Here is a 17,899-nt window from a genome sequence, read left to right as displayed (position 1 = left end):
ACATGATTAGCTTGTCTTCTTTAACTGCTGATATATCTCGACCATGGCCCTCGTATCAAGTTCGCAATAAGCCAATAAGTTTCGCTCAAGGGTTTCTTTTTCCATATCCGGTAAACCTTCGAAAACTAACTTTCGCCATCCCTCCTGCGCTGCCGTCCCTCCTTGTATTTCGAGCGTGGTATAGCTGAGATGGGGACAAAGGATGGGCAGGATTTTCTTTATGGAAATAGATCCTTTGGAGCGATAATCCACATAATCTTGCTTAAAGACATCCATTAAATCGAACGAATGGGCCGTTATATAGTCGAGGTATGGTCGCATGGTCGGCAATCGAGCAGCCATTTCCTTATTTCGGCTGTTCTCAAAGGAACTGTTCCATGAAACAAACGTGCCATCCTGACCAGTAAAATTGCGCATTGCATCCAACAGCGGCAGCGGATATTCGAGCTTATCACTAAGATATTCAAAATGGGTAAGCGTACCCGTTGCGTCGAGCTTATGTACAGAAACCTGAAACACCAGATGCTGATGGGGCGACATTCCATCAAAAAACGGGATGGGCTCCCCATACGTTTCATAATCGTAAAAATAAAGGGGAAAGACCAATGCATCTAACATGTGGCGGATGGTTTCACCCCGGATGATAGGCGTCCGCTGCTTGTATGACATCACTTCCAATTTCTGCCTTCCGGTCAGTTTTTCCTCATCTACATCACTCAAATCTAAAATCTGTTGTGTCAGATAGCTTTGTATTTGCTTTTCACGGATATTGGACAAGGTATAAATACTGTATTCGGGCACCTGTTGGTTGAAGTATCCGAAGGTGGTACAATGACTGCCTTTAGTCTTGTAGAGGCAGCCACATCGCGATTCATCAATACTGGGGAGAGCCAAATAATCCAACGCTTGCCGGATCGTTCGTTTTACTTCTGGCAACAACTTGATAACCTGCTCAGTAACGTTTTCCCACACGAGAAATGCCTCAGCGACCAAGGGGCCGTTACGAACATAATTCTTGTTGCAATGCATCACAAAGACCTCCTTTACCGGAAATCCGCAACGTGCTAAGACGGTCTGCTGAAACGCAAGATCATAGAGGTGGTCTTTTTTTACACGGGTCGATGATTTAACTTCGACTATGGCCCAACTATCGGCATCTAGGCGCTCTAAAATATCGGTTCTTGCCATCACTTCGCCATCGGTGAAGGAGGCTTGGAAAAAAAATTGCGCAGGGTCTCGGACAATTTCATTTTGACTTTTATCGTGCTGTGCGCCTGGAAAAAGCCCTTGGGCAATTTCCTCTACGGCATAACCATCACCAGACAGTTTTCTTTCAAACTCGGTCACTTCAGTTTGGGGAAACTGTGCTGGCTTATGTTTTTTAAGCCAAAGGCTTTCTTTGCACGCGAGGTAAAGTAAAAAATCAGACTTCGTGAGTTTCATAATGGTCTTTCATGCGCGCTACGAAAGCACGCTCGTTTTTAGCGTAAATTGCTGTCAGCTCATCAGGTTTACTACCCGCCGATTCTGACGGAAATTCTACCCCGTCTATAAACAAACGCGTTGGTATTTTACCTAGTCCATACAAGCTTTTTGAAACGGCGCCGGCCGGTATGCCCAGCCCCGCTGAAACCGGATAGAGCAGCCCGGAACCTATAACTTGCTTATTCTGCTGCATATAATGAATATAGGTGTGCAATTGGAAAAAATCGCTACGGTCCACATCTTTTCCAATCCAGTCCATCCGTTTATACTTGGCATCGAAAACAAGTGCTTTATCCCCCTTCTCTAGGACGATGTCCGGAATGAGCTCGCGGTTGAAAAAATTATCGGCATAAGAAAAAAACCTATTGGTGGTACGGACCCAGCCGTCTGCTGCAAATTCGGTTTCCATTAACCGCCCCAGATAGGCTTCCCAAATCTCTGCCATGTCAAAAAACAGTGCATGTCCCGAAGGGGTAGAAATGCGTTGCTGATGTGCTGTCCGGTTTTTCAAAATCTCCCATGATAAATCAATCAGGGACTTCCAGGGCTGGTAGATAACACGCAACTTAATCCCGCGATACTCCGGCTCAGTAATTGCCTGGTTTAGATTGCCTGCCATGCCGAAACGCTGAAGGGCATCGTTGGCCGAATCGGGAAACAGACGGTTATCGAATTGATACTCTTTGGCCAAACGGCGATAAGCTTGCCAAATGATACGGGCCACTATCGGATCTGTTCCCCTTTCAAGCTGACTGCAAACCAATTCTTCCCTTCGATGGAGCGAGAACATCGTGGGCCTTATTAACAATTTCCCTTTAAGGGCTGTTCCCACGCTGGTATGTTCGTACCGATGTGTCGGCACGCCATACCTATTGCAGTCAGCTAGCCTATGGACCCAAAGATAGGCGATGAATCGCCTGAAAAAATCGGCCGGAGATTGGTCTTTCACAATGTCGGTGAATGCCGGTAACGTGCGTACATTGAAAACCATACCAATCATCCGGAAGAGCGAATAAGACCCGAAGCGTGGCTCAATAACCAACTCGTATCGCTTTTTGTTGTATTCGAACTCCATACTGCCGACAAACCGGCCCGCGCACCACCTTTTTGTAGGATAATCGAACTCGATCAATGGACTTTCTTCATCCGTCTTTCGCTCTGCTTTGTGCGCAAGGCTGAAACGGTTCGCGGCTGCTCCCGCTTGTTTCAACAAAAAGGCAGCAACCTCGCCTACGGCCTCTTGATCCTCATCTAGAAAGGGCGTACAATCCTTGGCGCGCAAGAGAATGGCCCCTGCCCTACTTTTCCGTGAAGATTTGCTCATAGGTTTTTAGTCTGGTTTCGCGGGTTGCCGCATCGGCATTCCCATAATATGCTTCCAAAAGTGGCCGGATACTGATTTTCCAAAGGATATTTGTGACCTCTTTCAGGTTTTTTGAATGCTTCCCGGTATCCCGGAACGTTTTAACAACGCCATTGATTTCTGCAAAAATTGCATGGCCAATTTGATACTGCGCTCCAAAATCCGGATCTTTGTTTATTTCGCTGTTGACTGCTTTACAATTGGTTATAAAGCCATCGATAAATTCTCCATTTATGCGTAAATTTTGTAGCGAGCTCTCAATCATCTCGCGTAACGACTCTTCGCTAAATCCCATAAACTGCCATAGAAAGCGCCGACGTAATGCAAAATCAACCCGCTCCAGGGAAAAGTCAATTTCGTTCATAGTACCAATGAAGTAAACATTTTCCGGAACACATAGTGTAAACGTACCGCTAATCGGCAAAACGATTTCTTTTCCGCGGGACTCCATGGCACTGAACAACTCACCGAACAGCCTGGAAAGATCAACGCGGTTGATCTCATCTAGAATAATCACATGCGGCAAGCCGTCGCCTTTCTCCCTGATCTCATTGATCACCCGTAAGAGTTTTCCCGGTTGTACTTCCGTGACCCCATTCCTCAATTGATAGCCAACGATAAAGTCTTCATAGGTTAGGCTTGCGTGCAATTGAAAGTGATGGGTATGATCGGCAAAAAGCGTCGCTCTATTTTCTTCGCTTAATAACGTGACCATACCTTCTGATCGATGCTTTCGAAGAAACTCCTTGACAATAAGATTTTGCGCGAGCTTGTTTGCCGTGTACGTTTTGGAGGTTCCCGGCGGGCCGTATAGAACCACAGCCTTTTTATAAGTGAGATAAGTGTCCAGCTCCGATTCCATGGGATTCCAAAGCGAGCGAACATCATGGTCGTAAAACGAAAAGTCTTCCTTACCTTTTTTATATTCAGTGATTAGCTTCCGGATATCGGAAAGTTTGTCGTCGATATCCCATTCTTCCCATTTCTTTTGATCCGTGACCAGCAAGCCTTTGAACGTCTCTGCCAACTGCGTCTTGTGGCTATTGGATACGATAGCTTCATAATTTTCCGATTGGCATAAATGAAGTAGGATATTGCCTATGGCGTTCTGCCTGTTCCGAATGCCGCTGTAAGCGGGATCTTCCGTCTGTTGCGTATCATGAGCGGCATCGGGCGCAGGTTTTATGAACTTGATGATGTTTTCTTTAATGATGTTTTGTTTAATGCTTTTTTCTTCAAGTGTTTTTGCATCACCTGGATGACGTTCGACGAGATCTTTGAGGAGCAATAGGATAAATGCGATTTCATTAGGTTTGTTTTGCTTATGATATGTACCTCCGTTGGCAAACCCCAAATTGCGAAAATCGGTTTCGTCAACGAGGCCATCAGACAGGAGGTTTACAGCCGTAGCCTTACCTTTATCCGTCATGTCTAGAACGGCAAAACACCACAGCCAAAGGCAATGCGCAAAAAGGTCCTTCACTTCTTGGTGAACAACTTCAAATTGCTGTTTTGCCTTACTTTCAAAATTGAGCTCATTGTCGTCACCCTTGCCTGTAATAGCGTTCTTGACGAATGTCTCTATGCATTTGTTTAAGTTGTCCAGGGTGATGACGGTCGCCTGCTCCTCGGTACCCGGCCTCGACAGGTATCGTTTCCCTACCAAAAAGGCTTCGACGAATTCGTCAAATTTGTCGTACGTTGCTTTCTTGTTTTTTATTTGCATGTCAATTTATCTATATTATTTTTTTTGAATCATTTCATCGCTGCAAAATTCACCCAGGATAACGTGACCTACCTGCATTCGCTTTTCTACAAACGCAAATTGGCTGCGTAGGCCGAAGGGATATTTGTTTCAACATTATATTGATAACATGGTTACTGATCATCAACACAAATACCGGAAATTCATTTTAGAAGCCTTAGTGGAACTCGAAGAGACCGTTGACGGTTTGAACCTCATCATTTTTAACCTTGCTATGAATGGCGAATGGAAAGAAATCGATGAGCTCTTTGCCGAGGGCGATACGCTATTTACAAAATTCGAGGACCTTCGTTCTGTTTCCGACACCAACGTCAAGCAACTGCTTTCAGTAGTAGACGAGCTCGGGATCACATTCGAATCAATCAAGAACCTGAACGCCGTTACCAGAAAAGAAATCAATCGTTTCATCATAGATTCGGCTGATGATCTTCCTTATTGACTATCTCTCCATAGGCCGACGAGGCCGCTTGCAGCCGTTGGCCAAGCTGATTGCGAAGCACCGCGGGTTCTTCCACGGTGATGATATCCGCGAATCCGAGCAACAGGGTCTGTAATTCCGGATTATTGACAACCTCGAGCTCATACACCGCGCCATCTGTACGCTCCCCCACCCTACGCTGGCTGGCATGAAGCGGTTGGGTCTCTAAATATGGTATGAAGTCTTGCTTAACAAACAGGCGGATACGGATGGGTGGTTCGCCGGTGTAGGTAATACCGATGGTATGGCGAAAATACTCATCCGGATTGAGGGCTATGTTAGTGATATACTTCACTTCCGGAAGCGGCTCGTAGCCGACAATTCGGTCTAACGCGTAGGTGGTGATCTTATCGACCTTTGGATTGAAGCCCAGCAGGTACCACCGGTTGCGGTATTCTTTCAACAAATAGGGATGCAAGACATGCTCCCATGGGCCGGGCTTGTCAAACCGTTGATAATGCAGCTTGAGCACAGTGCGTTGCGTGATTGCATCGGCAAAGGGTTTTAGGAATTCTTGACCTTTGCTGGGCGGAATCCCCTCAAACTGAATGACACGCTGCGCATCGTCATACTCCGCCACCTGTAGCTTCGTCTCTACCCGCGTAACGATCTCGGAAAGGTCATCGTGTAAATTGAATCCCTTATAATGCCCAAGGATCTTTGCGGCAATACTGATGTTGAACACGTCTGCCGTTTTGAGGCTGGCGTTCTTGATGGAATACTCGGGATCGGAGTATCGGTATTGACCCTTCTCGCAGACAATGGGAGCGTTGTACCCGAGGATATCGCTGCGCATGATGCGGATATCGTTTTCGATGGTACGCTTGCTGACCCCAACTTTGCTGTCGCGGTAACGGATTTCGTCTAAGGCTTCAAAACATGCTTCAGAAAGGTCTTCCCAGGTCCATTTCCGAAAGCGATTTTGCAGGCAGCGGTCAATGGTATGATACCGAAGCAAGGCGTCTAAATTGGTAGGCATAAATTGATTTTATTGCTTATTAGTTTCTTTCACAAGCTTACGGAAAAAAATTAAGTCAAGCAAACGTCGATGGTCCGCGAGCTCTTCATGGTGATCAAAACTTATATAACTTGATCCGCTTTTTTGCCTTCTTCGCCAGATCAAGCGAGTATTTGGTTCCGGGCGATTTTCCATCCCAAAAGATAATAACCATTTCAGATTTCTCAATCAGCACCTCATTTCTTCGTAGCCCAGCGGCCTTTCCATAGGTCTTCCAATCGGGCTTAATCAGGACAATATCGATACCATATTCGGAAGCATAACGTTCGGCAAGACGATCAGCTCCCATAGCGCCCCCTGAAATGATTTGCGTTATACCTTCGATGTGTTGAAGTTTTTCCTTTAAAAATTCGTAGTCCGTAAACGTGCGGCTTCCAATAATAGCTGTTTTCATCGTTACTTTTTTGCAAAGTAAGATGGATACAACGCAGCCAATTTGCGGTTAGCCAAAAATTCTGAAAAACTTAAATTGGCTAGTTCACTTAACAGGGTAACATTGCAAGTGTAAAAGCTGCACCAGTACTTTTTCAAGACGATAAGGGCGTGAACAGACATGAAATCCACCGACAAATGATTGAAAAGGCATAAATATCTTTCAAAACAACGAACCGCTAATGGTAACGAAATCTAAAATACCAGACAATTCAACATTAAAAACGGACGACAATTTGTTTGACTATGTTGATAGTTACCAAAGTTCGTTTTTAGACGAAACAGACAAAATAGACATTACTAAAATTGGAAAACTATTTTTCGCAAGTGGACCTAAATGGATTAACAGCCTATTTGGAGCAAGAAACAAAGTTGTTGCACTATTTGGTCAAAGGAAAAATTGCAAAAATAACGGATGAAAATTAAAAAATACGGCACATAACAATGCATATAGCTTACTCTTTTTTGGATTTGTTGGAGGTTCGCCTGTCGAAGAGAAGCTTATCAGTACGTATAAAACCCTCGTCCGGATTTCTTACCCAGCTTACCTGCCGTCACCATGTTCACCAATAAGGGGCATGGGGCATATTTCGGGTGGCCAAACCCGTCATGCAGTACCCGAAGGATGGCCAGGCAAACGTCCAGTCCGATAAAATCGGCCAGCTGCAACGGGCCCATCGGATGGGCCATCCCCAGCTTCATCACCGTATCGATCGCCTCGGCATCCGCCACACCCTCATATAATGCGTATATGGCTTCATTGATCATGGGCATCAATATGCGATTGGCTACAAACCCGGGATAATCGTTTACCGCGACGGGTACTTTATCCAATTGCGCTGCCAGCGCCATAATGGTGTCCAGTGTGTCGGTTGACGTGTCGTATCCCCGGATCACTTCCACTAATTTCATCACCGGCACCGGGTTCATGAAATGCATCCCGATGACCAAGTGTGCCCGTTTGGTGACCGAAGCGATTTTGGTGATGGAAATGGATGAGGTATTGCTGGCCAGTATGGTCTGTTCGGGACACTGATTGTCCAACGCCTGGAATAGGTCCAGCTTGATCCGTTCATTTTCCGTCGCGGCTTCCACCACGAGGTCGGCATGCGCCACGCCATCGGCCAGGTCGGTAAAAGTACGGATGCGCCCGAGTGTGCGTTGCTTATCTTCTTCGGTGATGAGTGCTTTGTTGATCTGGCGATCGAGATTAGTGCCGATGGTGGCTACCGCTTTTTCCAATGCAGCCGGGTTGACGTCTATCAAGGAAACTTCATGGCCGAATTGTGCAAACGCATGGGCGATTCCATTGCCCATGGTGCCTGACCCGATGACGCTGATATTAGCTATTGGTTTCATCCGTTTAATTTTATCCGTTATCCCTCAAAACAATCCGCAATGGCCTTTACTGCTTGAAACTGAATCTTGTTCTTTAAATTGTAACTTCATTACTTCCAAAATTCTTCTTGTTGCCAATTAGCTGGAAATCCCAATCGCTCGGCTTGTTCTTTATCAACAATGATAAGCCCTCTTTTCTCAAGCCGTTCTACCTGATCATGAAACGATATAGGAGATTTTCCGTATTTCATAAGGTTGATAAGGTAAAGTATGAGTGATCGGTCTATAAAAAACGAAGACCTGCCTATTTGAGCATTGTAAAGAGGCTTGGCAGGTACTGTTGCCTACAAAGGTACGATTATTTGTATCATTGCAAATAATTTCACTTTTATTTTACTTGACAGCTTTTCATTAGATCACCTTCATTTCGGTTTTCCGGACTCAATTGCTTCAGTGATTGCTCTCTTTTATTGTTTAGGTTATTTATGGTCTTCAACGCTAATTCCAAAGCCTTTTTTGATAAGATCCGGGGTCAACCGTTTTAAGGATTTTATCCGCCAGTCCTAATTTGACTTTGGCAAATATAAAAAAAACACCCATCCGCCAACAGGCGGAATGGGTGCTCATCATCAAACTTAACCAAAAACTATAGACTATTAACTATTTTCTGTGCCTTTTGAATTGGCCTTCTTTGCGTGCTTCCCGCATGGTTTTCATCTTTTCCATGCGTTCGGCGCGTTGCTGCTCGAGTACTTCGCGTTGCTCTTCGGTGAGGATGGCGGCCAACCGCTCTTGATCGGCTTTCATTTCCGTCCGCAGCTTATCCATTTTAGCTTCCCGTGCCTTGCGCATCTCCGCCATCTTGGCCACGCGCTCCTCATGGGTAGCCTTCATTTTTTCGGCCCGTTCCATGTTCAGGGCGTATACTTTTTCCTGTTGTTCGGCCGTGAGGCCAAGTTTTTCAGTCAGCTGGTCGGTTCGCTTCTTCGCGATTTCCTCAGCGGTTTTCGGTTGCCGGGGCGTCTGCTCCTGCGCAAGGGCGCCAAACGTGGTGGCCGATAATAAAAGTGTGATCAATGCTGTATTTCTCATGATGTATCCCTCTTTTTTCTTGTTCAACATAAACCCGTCGTTTAATGCTAAGAGGGAATCCGAGTGCAAAAGTTTAACGGCGGGCTTGTTAAAAAATGTTAAAACCCCCATTGGGATATCCTGAAAATATTTTGTATTATTGTGCTAACACCAATTAAACACCTCCGGATTATGAAAACCGCTATCACTCCTCAGAATGGCGCATGGGTCCTGCTACTGTCGCTATCTTTTTTGTCCATCCATCATGTTTTCGCCCAGACGTCCGTTTCGGGAACGGTGACAAATGCGGCTTCTTCCGCTCCTTTGGTCGGGGTGAGCATCCATGTCAAAGGCAAGGTATTGGGTACGACCACCGATAGCGAAGGAAAGTTTGCCTTGAACATCAATGATCAACCCCCACTGACATTAGTGGTTTCGTCCGTCGGGTTCGGTATGCAGGAAATTGTCGTGGACCAATCGACCGCTACGCTCGAAATCGAACTGGCGGAACAGGCCATTATGGCCTCGGAAGTGGTCGTCTCGGCTTCCCGCGTGGAGGAGCGTGTCGCCAGGTCGCCGGTTTCCATTGAGCGGCTGAACATCCTCGCCATCCGCGAAAGTCCGCAGCCGACCTTCTACGATGCCTTGCAGAACCTCAAAGGCGTCGAAATGAGCACCCAATCGTTGACGTTCCGCTCGGTAAACACCCGTGGATTCAGCGCAAACGGCAATACGCGGCTGGTGCAGCTCATGGACGGCATGGACAATCAGGCGCCGGGACTCAATTTCCCGGTGGGCAACGTGGTGGGCATGTCGGAGCTCGACGTGGAAAGTGTGGAACTCCTGCCGGGCGCGGCATCTGCGCTGTATGGCCCAAATGCCATCAACGGCTTGCTGTTGATGAATAGCAAGTCGCCCTTTGATTATCCGGGGGTAAGCGCATCTATCAAGACCGGGATGATGAGCGCATCCAACCGTACGCAACAGCATACGGCCTTCTATGATGTGGCCGTGCGTGTGGCCAAGGTTTTCAACGACCGCTTTGCCGTGAAGGCCAATTTCGCTTACCTGACCGCCAGGGATTGGCAGGCCACGGATTACCGTGATCAAAGCCTGACCAACGGCACCAACCTGGAAAATAACGTGGGCAACGTGCAGGGCAACCCGACGTATGATGGCGTGAATTGGTACGGCGACGTGGGGGCTAACCTGTACGATATCCTGTACGGGAATGGAATGCCGGGGGATGGTTCCGGGGGGACATCGGCCGCACTGGGGGCGATATTTACCACACCGATCGAGCAGATCGGGGGCCAGACCCTGCCCGCGTTCATTGCCGGCGGCGACCCAGCACAGCAAATCGGCGTATCCCGGGCGATCTTTGAAAACATGGTCCCCCAGTACTATCAGCCTGCTCCAGGGTACGCCGAGCAACAGTTGACGGATTACCCCACGCGAAGCCGCAAGCTGAATGCATCCCTGCACTACCGGATCAATGACGACATGGAGGCCATCCTGCAAGCTAACTGGGGCAAAGGCTCTACGGTGTATACGGCGGCGGACCGCTACAATATCCAGAATTTCACGATGGGGCAATACAAAGCCGAACTGCGCGGCGATAACTTCTTTGTGCGCGGCTACACGACCCGGGAAAATTCGGGTGACGCGCATGCCCTGGGGGTACTAGGAAGCCTGATGAGCCAGCGCTACTTACAGACCGCCATCGGTGCCGGTGCTCCTGCTTTTGTGCAAAACGCTTATACGCAGTATGCCGGGGCATTCCTGATGGCTTATCAGCAAGCCATGCAGGGTGGGGCCGACCACAATACCGCTTTGCAGGCCGCCCAAAGTACGGCAAACACCTATGCTGGGGCAAACCGCGAACAATGGATGGGCGACGCGATGGCGCCCGCCCTAGCAGCTGCGGACGGCATGTTTCTCCCCGGCGGAACGGATTTCGAGGCGACCATGGCCGACATCAAAACACGGGCAATTCCCGCAGGGGCCAATTTCCTCGACCGGTCGAACCTGTATCACGCAGAAGCCATGTACAATTTCAAAAGGCAGATTGATCCCGAGATCGTCGAAATCATTGCCGGTGCGAACTACCGGGTGTATGAACTCAATTCGGAAGGTACGCTCTTTGCCTTACAGGATGACGGTGAAGAATTCAACATCCGTGAATATGGCGCCTACATCCAGGCCGGGCGCAATTTCAACGAGGTGTTCAAACTTACGGCGTCGCTTCGCTATGACAAGAACGAAAACTTCAAGGGACAATTCAGTCCACGTGTATCGGGAGTGCTGACAGTAGCCGACGACCATCATTTCAGGGCCTCGTTTCAGCGTGGATTCCGCATCCCGACCACCCAAAACCAATACATCGACCTGTTGACCCCCCAAGCGCGGCTGGTCGGCGGATTGCCCTTGTTCCGCGAGCGGTACGATATGATCAATAATCCGGTATATGCGCTTGCCGATGTCCAAAGTGGTAACCTCACGCCTTATGCTTTTGAAGAATGGGAACCTGAAAAGGTCGAAACCTATGAGATTGGCTACAAGAGCACGATCGATAACCGACTTTTCGTGGACCTGTTCTATTACTATAACCGCTTCCTGACGTTTGAGGGTACGGCCGTGTTGATACAAAAGCGCGACCCTAACGGTCCGATGAGCGATCTGGCAGACCCTACCCGCCGCAATGTCTACAGCATGCCGGTGAATGCCCCGCAGGTGCTTAAAAATTCGGGATGGGGAGTCGGACTGGATTACGTCATCGCCAATGGCTTTACCCTCACCGGCAACGTCACCCAGAATGTATTGCTCAACGAGGATGAATTGAAGGAAAGCGATCCGACGTTTGTCACCTTCTTCAACTCACCCAAATATCGCTTCAACGTGGGGTTTTCCAATCGCGACGTCGGCCGCTCCGGTTGGGGGTTCGGGCTCACCTTCCGCCACCAAACCGAAATGATCTGGCACAGCAGCATCGGTACCCCGGCCGCCAACCTAGGTGGGTATACGGTTATCCCCTCCTTCTCCACGTTTGATGCGCAGGTAAGCAAAAAGATCCCCCGCATCCGGTCCATCGTGAAATTAGGCGGCACCAATATTGGCAACCGGCTTTACACCACCGGCTGGGGAAATCCTTCCGTCGGCGGAATGTATTACGTATCCATCACCTTTGACGAGCTATTGAATTGATCGGATATCGTTTGTAACAAATCCGGCGTCGAGGTGTCTAATGGTTATACACAAACCACAAAACACACACGATGCTGGAAGTCAGGAACATTGTAAAACAGTATGCCAACCATCGCGCATTGGATGATGTTTCCACCCATGTTGCCAAAGGAAGTATTTTTGGACTCCTTGGTCCCAATGGGGCGGGAAAAACGTCATTGATTCGCATCATCAATCAGATCACGGCTCCCGATAGCGGCGAAGTATACATCGACGGCGAGCGGCTTAACCCTAATCATATCGGCCGTATCGGCTACCTACCGGAGGAACGGGGCCTGTACAAAAAAATGGAAATCGGCGAGCAGATGCTATACCTGGCGCAACTGAAGGGTCTTTCTCGTGCGGATGCCACCGAACGGATCAAGCACTGGTTTGAAAAAATGGAAATGCAGAGCTGGTGGAACAAAAAGGTGGAAGATCTGAGCAAAGGCATGCAGCAGAAGGTCCAATTTGTGGCCACGGTGGTGCATCAGCCCGATCTGATCATCTTGGATGAGCCATTCTCGGGCTTTGATCCGGTCAATGCAACGATCATCAAAGATGAAATCCTGGCGTTGAACCGCAATGGCGCCACCATTATCTTCTCCACGCACCGCATGGAATCGGTTGAGGAGCTATGCGACAGCATCGTATTGATCCACAAGGCTAAGAAAATACTCGATGGCCAGGTAAAAGAGATAAAAAAAGCCTACCGGACCAATACTTATCGGCTGGAGCACCTTCCCCACCCCGAACCCGTCACCACGGTGGACGGCTTGTTCGCCGTAGAAAACACCCTGGACGGCGGAGAAAATACAACGCTGATCATCCGGATAGCCGAGGGGAAAACCATCAACGATGTGTTGAGTTACCTGATCCCGATGGTACAGATCCATGAACTCAAAGAGATCATCCCCAGTATACACGATATTTTTGTACAGCAAGTAACCACACAGGGGTCGAAAACCTTAATCGAAACACACGAATGAATAAGATATTACTCATCATCAAGCGCGAATACCTGAGCCGGGTAAAGAAAAAATCCTTTCTGCTGGTCACGTTTTTAGTGCCGCTTTTCTTGATCGGGATTTATGCGCTGACGATATACCTCACGGCAAAAAGTTTTGAAAGCAGCCAGGCCACCGTGTATGTGGTCGATCAAAGCGGGCTCTTTGCGGATAAGATCGCCAACACCAAAAACCTCACTTTCCTGCCAGTATCTGATGATATCGAGTCGGAAAAGACGCGGATGACAAGCGGTACGGAAAAGACGTTTCTCCTGATTATTCCCGCCGACATCACCACGTCGTCGCAGGCGGAATTGCTCGCCAGGGAAACGGCGAGTTTTGGCATTCAGAACGACATTACCCGTGAGCTGGAAAATGTGCTGCGCGACATTGCCTTTGCCAAGGCCGGCATCGACCGGTCGACCGTCGAAAGCATCAGTCCGGAGGTAACCCTTGCGGCGAAAGAAATCACCGACGAAGGCGAAAAGGATAGCAGTGCCGGGGCGGCGATGGGCATCGCCATGTCGCTTTCGATATTGGTTTACATCTGCCTGTTCCTCTACGGCGCGCAAGTCATGCGTGGCATTATTGAAGAGAAAAACAGCCGCATCGTCGAGATCATCATCTCATCCGTCAAACCCTTTCAGCTGATGATGGGCAAGATCATCGGCATCGGATTGGTCGGGCTCACCCAATTTATCCTCTGGATCGTGCTGTCATCGTCCTTAATGGGCGTGGCCAGCGTTGGGATGATGGACGGACGGGAAATCAAGGCACAGCTTGAAAACCAACAGGGCGCAGGTGGCGACGAGGTGCAAGAAGCGGCAACGTCCCAAGGGGGCATCTTCGGCCAGGTCAAGCAGGAACTGGACAAGGTCGATTTCCCGACGATCATCATCACCTTTCTGCTTTACTTCCTGGGTGGTTATTTGCTTTACAGCGCACTGTTTGCTGCCGTGGGGTCTGCGGTAGACAGCGAAACGGAAACCCAGCAATTCATGTTTCCGATAACGATACCACTGTTATTCACCTATATCCTCTCCTTCGGTGTGTTGATCAATGACCCCCATGGACCCCTGTCGTTTTGGTTGAGCATGATCCCTTTCACGTCGCCCATTGCGATGCTGGTCCGGATCCCCTTCGGCGTACCGGGTTGGCAGATCGCGCTATCATTGGTGTTGCTGGTGGGCGGATTCGTGTTGACGACGTGGGTGGCCGCCCGCATTTACCGGGTGGGCATCTTGATGTATGGAAAAAAGGCCAGCTATAAAGAGTTGGTTAAATGGTTTCGATACAAGGGTTGAGGATAAAACAAAAAAAACCGTCCCGATGTGAATCGGGACGGCCGCCCCAATGGGGTTAGGGGCTATCAACCTAAACCTATACAACCTACAGCAATTCGAATGCCAAAAAATGCTGAAACCTCAACAATGTTGATTTTGTCCGGGCTTTAGCAGCCCATATTGCTCCGTATTTGTTTTCTAAACAACTCGTTGGGGATTTTTCCTTACTTTTGCGGCATATTTGTAAAAACACATCATGAACGAACGCACCAAGAGAATCTTCCTAGCCATTTGTATCATTGTCCCTTTTTTGCTGTATTGTTTTTACTACTACGGCCAGATGTTTAAGAATGCGCCGTTCCGGTTTTCAGACTTTGAGTCCATCGTGCTGAAATATGGCGAAGGCGATGAGCTGATCAATCAATTCGATTCCAGCACTGGCCGATACCAGTACCTCAATGTGCGCGATTCCCTAGTGGTCGATACGGTGCGGCTCCGCAAGGATGACCTGCAATACCTGCATGGCAAAGCCACCCAGCTGGGTTTCTGGAACCTGCCGGAAGACATGACCACCCAAGATACCACAGGCAAGCAGGATGCCCGTTTTTACCTACAGTACAATTACAAGGAGAAAAGCAAGGAGATCACCCTCGATGTAGACTTCAATGCAAACCCCAAGATGCGCGATGTAGCCAAGTCAATGGTGGATGAAGTCATGCGGGTCATCGACGATGCAAGCGGCCGCTAGGGCGCTGTTCGCGCCAAAAAACATTATGGATTACACCCAAAAAATTCTTAATTTCGCATGCGCAATAAGCTGGCCCTACTATAATCCTTGTTGTGCTTAATGATTCAAGAACTGGAACTATATAATGGCTGAAGAAACAGAAAACGACAACAACCTACTTCCGGCGAACGACCGGATCATCCCCATCAATATTGAAGACCAAATGAAATCGGCATACATTGATTATTCAATGTCTGTCATCGTATCCCGTGCGCTACCCGACGTGCGGGACGGATTGAAGCCTGTACATCGCCGCGTATTGTACGGCATGCTTGATTTGGGTGTCACCAGCGGCAAACCCTATAAGAAATCTGCCCGTATCGTGGGCGACGTGCTGGGTAAATACCATCCCCATGGCGACTCATCGGTGTACGACACCATGGTGCGCATGGCGCAAGAGTGGAGCTTGCGCTATCCGCTGGTAGACGGGCAGGGAAACTATGGCTCCGTGGACGGCGACCCGCCAGCGGCCATGCGCTATACAGAAGCACGCCTGAAAAAGATTGCCGAAGAACTGCTCTCGGACATTAATAAGGACACCATTGATTATCAGCTCAATTTCGACGATTCACTCGAAGAGCCAACGGTATTGCCCTCACGCATCCCCAACCTCTTGGTCAACGGCGCGTCCGGCATCGCCGTAGGGATGGCCACCAATATGGCCCCGCACAACCTGTCGGAAGTAGTTGACGGCATCATCGCTTATATTGACAACCGTGATATCGAAATCCCCGAGCTGATGCAGCATGTCAAAGCGCCCGATTTTCCGACGGGCGGCATCATCTACGGTTACGCCGGGGTACAGGAAGCCTTTCTTACCGGCCGGGGCCGTATTGTCATGCGCGCAAAAGCGGAGATCGAAACGACCAAGACCGGCCGTGAGCAGATCATCGTCACCGAAATCCCCTATCAGGTCAATAAATCGGACATGATCAAACGTACCGCGGATCTGGTCAACGAGAAAAAACTCGAGGGCATATCCGAGATCCGGGATGAGTCTGACCGGCAGGGAATGCGCATCGTATATGACATCAAGCGGGATGCCAATGCATCCATCGTATTGAACAATCTATATAAGCATACTGCATTACAGACCTCCTTCAGCGTCAACAACATTGCCTTGGTTCATGGGCGCCCCATGATGCTCAACCTCAAGGACATGATCTTCCACTTCGTGGAACACCGCCATGAGGTCGTGATCCGCCGCACGCGGTTCGAATTGGCGGAAGCCGAAAAAAGAGCGCATATCTTGGAAGGCTTGCTCATTGCGCTTGATCACCTCGATGAGGTCATCCAGCTCATCCGCTCTTCGGACACACCGGAGGACGCCCGGGTGGGTTTGATGGAGAAATTCGGTCTTTCAGACATACAGGCCAGGGCCATTCTGGACATGACGCTGCGCCGCCTGACCGGACTCGAACGCGACAAGATCAAGGATGAATATGCCGAACTGATGAAAACCATCGATTACCTGAAGTCTGTATTGGATGATGAAGGCCTGCGGATGAATATCATTAAGGACGAGCTGCAGGAGGTGAAGGAAAAATATGGCGATGAGCGCCGCTCCGTCGTCGTGCACTCGGCAGAGGACATGCGCATGGAAGACTTCATCGAAGATGAGGAGATCGTTATCACCATCTCGCACGAAAGCTATGTCAAGCGTACACCACTGAGTGACTACCGCAGGCAGGGCCGCGGCGGGAAAGGGTCGTTGGGCAGCAATACCCGCGAGGAGGATTTTACCGAGCACATCATTACCGCGTCGGCGCATAACTACATCCTGTTTTTCACCGAAGCAGGACGATGCTTCTGGCTGCGTGCCTTTGAAATTCCAGAGGGCAACCGTACATCGCGGGGCCGTGCCATCCAAAACATCATCAATATCCCCAAGGAGGAAAAAATCAAGGCCTACATCCGGGTGAAAAATCTCAAGGATCAAGAATATCTTGAGCATAATTTCATCATTATGTGTACCAAACGGGGCACCATCAAAAAGACGTCCTTGGAGGCCTATTCACGTCCGCGCGCCAACGGCATCAACGCCATCAACATCAACGAGGGCGACCAATTGTTGGAAGCTTGCTTGACCGACGGCAGCAGCGAAATTGTGATGGCGCTCCGCTCAGGAAGGGCTATCCGATTCAACGAATCTACCGTTCGCCCCATGGGACGCACGGCCACGGGCGTACGCGGAGTCACGCTAGCTGGTGCCGATGACGAGGTTGTTGGCATGATTAGTGTTAATAATCCTGAAACGACGGTGTTGGTCGTGTCCGAAAAGGGCTACGGAAAACGGACCGACATCGAGGATTATCGGGTGACCAACCGAGGCGGTAAAGGCGTCAAAACCATCAACGTTACCGAAAAAACAGGTAAATTGGTGGCCATCAAAGACGTAACCGACAACGACGACCTGATGATCATCAACAAATCGGGTATCGTCATCCGGATAGCGGTCAGCGAATTGCGGGTGATGGGCAGGGCTACACAGGGTGTGCGCCTGATCAGCCTCAAAGGCGACGATGAAATCGCTTCCGTGACCAAGGTGGTACACGAAGATGAGGTAACGAACGAAGAAAACCAGGGAGGTACTGAACATACCGATGAAAACAACGGTACAACAAACGAATCGAATCCATCAGCGGAATAA

The 17,899-nt window shown here is 49.1% G+C and carries 15 protein-coding genes; 7 read left to right on the top strand and 8 right to left on the bottom strand.

Annotated features, from left to right (window positions below):
- Positions 1–6: 6 nt before the first annotated feature.
- From ACMGDE_RS15585 to ACMGDE_RS15575, 3 genes are read right to left on the bottom strand one after another with little or no spacing between them, the layout of a single operon-like run.
- Complete coding sequence (locus ACMGDE_RS15585; RefSeq protein WP_436833749.1) at positions 7–1,443, bottom strand: DUF2779 domain-containing protein; 1,437 nt, start codon at positions 1,441–1,443, stop codon at positions 7–9.
- Positions 1,424–2,809 (bottom strand): 5-methylcytosine restriction system specificity protein McrC, encoded by a 1,386-nt coding sequence (locus ACMGDE_RS15580; protein ID WP_436833748.1) that lies wholly within the window; start codon positions 2,807–2,809, stop codon positions 1,424–1,426. Before ACMGDE_RS15580 ends, ACMGDE_RS15585 begins: the two co-directional genes overlap by 20 nt.
- On the bottom strand, positions 2,784–4,574 hold the full coding sequence (locus ACMGDE_RS15575; RefSeq protein WP_436833747.1) for an McrB family protein: 1,791 nt from the start codon (positions 4,572–4,574) through the stop codon (positions 2,784–2,786). Before ACMGDE_RS15575 ends, ACMGDE_RS15580 begins: the two co-directional genes overlap by 26 nt.
- A 148-nt stretch (positions 4,575–4,722) precedes the next feature.
- Between ACMGDE_RS15575 and ACMGDE_RS15570 the strand changes: the two genes are divergently transcribed.
- A complete protein-coding gene (locus ACMGDE_RS15570) occupies positions 4,723–5,052 on the top strand; it encodes a hypothetical protein (RefSeq protein WP_436833746.1) in 330 nt (109 codons plus the stop codon).
- On the opposite strand, the gene ACMGDE_RS15565 is transcribed toward ACMGDE_RS15570, so the two are convergent.
- Positions 5,021–6,070: a helix-turn-helix transcriptional regulator gene (locus tag ACMGDE_RS15565; RefSeq protein ID WP_436833745.1), complete on the bottom strand. Its 1,050-nt coding sequence runs from the start codon at positions 6,068–6,070 to the stop codon at positions 5,021–5,023. The genes ACMGDE_RS15570 and ACMGDE_RS15565 overlap by 32 nt on opposite strands.
- A gap of 94 nt (positions 6,071–6,164) precedes the next feature.
- Complete coding sequence (locus ACMGDE_RS15560; protein WP_436833744.1) at positions 6,165–6,503, bottom strand: DUF2493 domain-containing protein; 339 nt, start codon at positions 6,501–6,503, stop codon at positions 6,165–6,167.
- Positions 6,504–6,723: 220 nt separating this feature from the next.
- Between ACMGDE_RS15560 and ACMGDE_RS15555 the strand changes: the two genes are divergently transcribed.
- Positions 6,724–6,960 carry a DUF2867 domain-containing protein gene (locus ACMGDE_RS15555; RefSeq protein ID WP_436833743.1) on the top strand — a complete coding sequence of 79 codons (237 nt, stop codon included), beginning with the start codon at positions 6,724–6,726 and terminating at the stop codon, positions 6,958–6,960.
- An 85-nt stretch (positions 6,961–7,045) separates the two neighbouring features.
- Here ACMGDE_RS15555 and ACMGDE_RS15550 read toward each other — a convergent pair whose 3' ends face one another.
- The 3 genes from ACMGDE_RS15550 to ACMGDE_RS15540 form a co-directional block, all read right to left on the bottom strand.
- Complete coding sequence (locus ACMGDE_RS15550; protein ID WP_436833742.1) at positions 7,046–7,900, bottom strand: 3-hydroxyacyl-CoA dehydrogenase family protein; 855 nt, start codon at positions 7,898–7,900, stop codon at positions 7,046–7,048.
- Positions 7,901–7,989: 89 nt separating this feature from the next.
- Positions 7,990–8,130 (bottom strand): hypothetical protein, encoded by a 141-nt coding sequence (locus ACMGDE_RS15545; protein WP_436833741.1) that lies wholly within the window; start codon positions 8,128–8,130, stop codon positions 7,990–7,992.
- Between the two features lie 409 nt (positions 8,131–8,539).
- The gene (locus ACMGDE_RS15540; protein ID WP_436833740.1) at positions 8,540–8,971 is read right to left on the bottom strand and encodes a DUF4890 domain-containing protein; all 432 of its coding nucleotides are present in this window, start codon (positions 8,969–8,971) and stop codon (positions 8,540–8,542) included.
- A 171-nt stretch (positions 8,972–9,142) separates the two neighbouring features.
- Between ACMGDE_RS15540 and ACMGDE_RS15535 the strand changes: the two genes are divergently transcribed.
- From ACMGDE_RS15535 to gyrA, 5 genes are all read left to right on the top strand, one after another.
- Positions 9,143–12,154 carry a TonB-dependent receptor domain-containing protein gene (locus ACMGDE_RS15535; RefSeq protein WP_436833739.1) on the top strand — a complete coding sequence of 1,004 codons (3,012 nt, stop codon included), beginning with the start codon at positions 9,143–9,145 and terminating at the stop codon, positions 12,152–12,154.
- A gap of 71 nt (positions 12,155–12,225) precedes the next feature.
- Positions 12,226–13,161: an ABC transporter ATP-binding protein gene (locus ACMGDE_RS15530; protein WP_436833738.1), complete on the top strand. Its 936-nt coding sequence runs from the start codon at positions 12,226–12,228 to the stop codon at positions 13,159–13,161.
- On the top strand, positions 13,158–14,483 hold the full coding sequence (locus ACMGDE_RS15525; protein WP_436833737.1) for an ABC transporter permease: 1,326 nt from the start codon (positions 13,158–13,160) through the stop codon (positions 14,481–14,483). Before ACMGDE_RS15530 ends, ACMGDE_RS15525 begins: the two co-directional genes overlap by 4 nt.
- A gap of 235 nt (positions 14,484–14,718) precedes the next feature.
- The gene (locus tag ACMGDE_RS15520; RefSeq protein ID WP_436833736.1) at positions 14,719–15,210 is read left to right on the top strand and encodes a hypothetical protein; all 492 of its coding nucleotides are present in this window, start codon (positions 14,719–14,721) and stop codon (positions 15,208–15,210) included.
- A gap of 124 nt (positions 15,211–15,334) precedes the next feature.
- On the top strand, positions 15,335–17,899 hold the full coding sequence (gene gyrA / locus ACMGDE_RS15515) for a DNA gyrase subunit A (protein ID WP_436833735.1): 2,565 nt from the start codon (positions 15,335–15,337) through the stop codon (positions 17,897–17,899).

It is taken from the genome of Parapedobacter brassicae, assembly GCF_051400755.1.
Classification (GTDB): domain Bacteria; phylum Bacteroidota; class Bacteroidia; order Sphingobacteriales; family Sphingobacteriaceae; genus Parapedobacter.
This window is presented reverse-complemented; position numbering and strand designations above follow the sequence as displayed.

Excerpts from the sequence above, each read along its gene's own strand:
- ACMGDE_RS15570 (WP_436833746.1), top strand. The coding sequence starts at position 4,723 with ATGGTTACTGATCATCAACACAAATACCGGAAATTCATTTTAGAAGCC.
- ACMGDE_RS15545 (WP_436833741.1), bottom strand. The coding sequence starts at position 8,130 with ATGAAATACGGAAAATCTCCTATATCGTTTCATGATCAGGTAGAACGG.
- ACMGDE_RS15565 (WP_436833745.1), bottom strand. The coding sequence starts at position 6,070 with ATGCCTACCAATTTAGACGCCTTGCTTCGGTATCATACCATTGACCGC.
- ACMGDE_RS15520 (WP_436833736.1), top strand. The coding sequence starts at position 14,719 with ATGAACGAACGCACCAAGAGAATCTTCCTAGCCATTTGTATCATTGTC.
- ACMGDE_RS15550 (WP_436833742.1), bottom strand. The coding sequence starts at position 7,900 with ATGAAACCAATAGCTAATATCAGCGTCATCGGGTCAGGCACCATGGGC.
- ACMGDE_RS15580 (WP_436833748.1), bottom strand. The coding sequence starts at position 2,809 with ATGAGCAAATCTTCACGGAAAAGTAGGGCAGGGGCCATTCTCTTGCGC.
- gyrA (WP_436833735.1), top strand. The coding sequence starts at position 15,335 with ATGGCTGAAGAAACAGAAAACGACAACAACCTACTTCCGGCGAACGAC.
- ACMGDE_RS15540 (WP_436833740.1), bottom strand. The coding sequence starts at position 8,971 with ATGAGAAATACAGCATTGATCACACTTTTATTATCGGCCACCACGTTT.
- ACMGDE_RS15530 (WP_436833738.1), top strand. The coding sequence starts at position 12,226 with ATGCTGGAAGTCAGGAACATTGTAAAACAGTATGCCAACCATCGCGCA.
- ACMGDE_RS15585 (WP_436833749.1), bottom strand. The coding sequence starts at position 1,443 with ATGAAACTCACGAAGTCTGATTTTTTACTTTACCTCGCGTGCAAAGAA.
- ACMGDE_RS15535 (WP_436833739.1), top strand. The coding sequence starts at position 9,143 with ATGAAAACCGCTATCACTCCTCAGAATGGCGCATGGGTCCTGCTACTG.
- ACMGDE_RS15575 (WP_436833747.1), bottom strand. The coding sequence starts at position 4,574 with ATGCAAATAAAAAACAAGAAAGCAACGTACGACAAATTTGACGAATTC.
- ACMGDE_RS15560 (WP_436833744.1), bottom strand. The coding sequence starts at position 6,503 with ATGAAAACAGCTATTATTGGAAGCCGCACGTTTACGGACTACGAATTT.
- ACMGDE_RS15555 (WP_436833743.1), top strand. The coding sequence starts at position 6,724 with ATGGTAACGAAATCTAAAATACCAGACAATTCAACATTAAAAACGGAC.
- ACMGDE_RS15525 (WP_436833737.1), top strand. The coding sequence starts at position 13,158 with ATGAATAAGATATTACTCATCATCAAGCGCGAATACCTGAGCCGGGTA.